Raw genomic sequence first — 1655 nt, 5'->3', positions numbered from 1 at the left:
ATGCTCAACAGCCTCGGCTTCGATTCCCTCGAAGCCCTGAGCGCCAGCGTGATTCCCGACAGCATCAAGGGCACCAGCGTGCTGGGCCTGGAAGACGGCCTGAGCGAAGCCGATGCATTGGCGATGATCAAATCCATCGCCGCCAATAACCAGCTGTTCAAGACCTACATCGGCCAGGGTTACTACGGCACCCACACGCCGTCGCCGATCCTGCGCAACCTGCTGGAAAACCCGGCCTGGTACACCGCTTACACCCCGTACCAGCCGGAAATTTCCCAGGGTCGCCTCGAAGCGCTGCTGAACTTCCAGACCCTGATCAGCGACCTCACCGGCCTGCCGATCGCCAACGCCTCGCTGCTCGACGAAGCCACCGCCGCCGCCGAAGCCATGACCTTCTGCAAGCGCCTGAGCAAGAACAAGGGCAGCCACCAGTTCTTCGCCTCCGTGCATTGCCACCCGCAGACCCTCGACGTGCTGCGCACCCGTGCCGAACCGTTGGGCATCGAGGTGGTGGTTGGCGACGAGCACGAGCTGAGCGACGTGACCCCGTTCTTCGGCGCCCTGCTGCAGTACCCGGCGAGCAACGGTGACGTGTTCGACTACCGCGCATTGACCGAGCGTTTCCACGCCGCCAACGCCCTGGTGGCCGTGGCCGCCGACCTGCTGGCCCTGACCCTGCTGACCCCGCCGGGCGAGTTCGGTGCCGACGTGGCCATCGGCAGCGCCCAACGCTTCGGCGTGCCGCTGGGCTTCGGTGGCCCGCACGCGGCGTACTTCTCCACCAAGGATGCGTTCAAGCGCGACATGCCGGGCCGTCTGGTCGGTGTCTCGGTGGACCGTTTCGGCAAGCCGGCCTTGCGCCTGGCGATGCAGACCCGCGAACAACACATCCGCCGCGAGAAGGCCACGTCCAACATCTGCACCGCGCAGGTGCTGCTGGCCAACATCGCCAGCATGTACGCCGTGTACCACGGCCCGAAAGGCCTGACGCAGATCGCCAACCGCGTGCATCAGCTGACCGCGATCCTGGCCAAGGGCTTGAGCGCCTTGGGCCTGAACGTTGAGCAGGAACACTTCTTCGACACCCTGACGATCAAGACCGGCGCGAACACCGCCGCGCTGCACGACCAGGCGCGCACCCAACAGATTAATCTGCGCGTGATCGACGCCGAGCGTCTGGGCCTGTCCCTCGACGAAACCAGCACCCAGGCCGACGTGGAAACCCTGTGGGCCTTGCTGTCCAATGGCAAAACCCTGCCGGACTTCGCTGCCCTCGCCGCTTCGACCCAAGCGACCATCCCGGCCGCGCTGGTGCGTCAGTCGCCGATCCTCAGCCACCCGGTGTTCAACCGTTATCACTCGGAAACCGAGCTGATGCGCTACCTGCGCAAACTCGCGGACAAGGACCTGGCGCTGGATCGCACCATGATCCCGCTGGGCTCGTGCACCATGAAACTCAACGCCGCCAGCGAGATGATCCCGGTGACCTGGGCCGAGTTCGGCGCCCTGCACCCGTTCGCCCCGGCCGAGCAAAGCGCCGGCTATCAGCAGCTGACCGACGAGCTGGAAGCGATGCTCTGCGCCGCCACCGGTTACGACTCGATCTCCCTGCAGCCGAACGCCGGTTCCCAAGGCGAGTACGCCGGCCTGCTGGC

The 1655-nt window shown here is 65.7% G+C and carries 1 pseudogene; it reads left to right on the top strand.

What is annotated here, in order from left to right:
• Positions 1 to 1655 (top strand): annotated as a pseudogene (locus tag ACVWYU_RS30215) (glycine dehydrogenase (aminomethyl-transferring)); the annotation flags it as partial.

Source organism: Pseudomonas sp. TE12234 (genome assembly GCF_054061835.1).
Note: the sequence above shows the minus strand (reverse complement) of the source record. Positions and strands in the feature narration are given on the sequence as shown.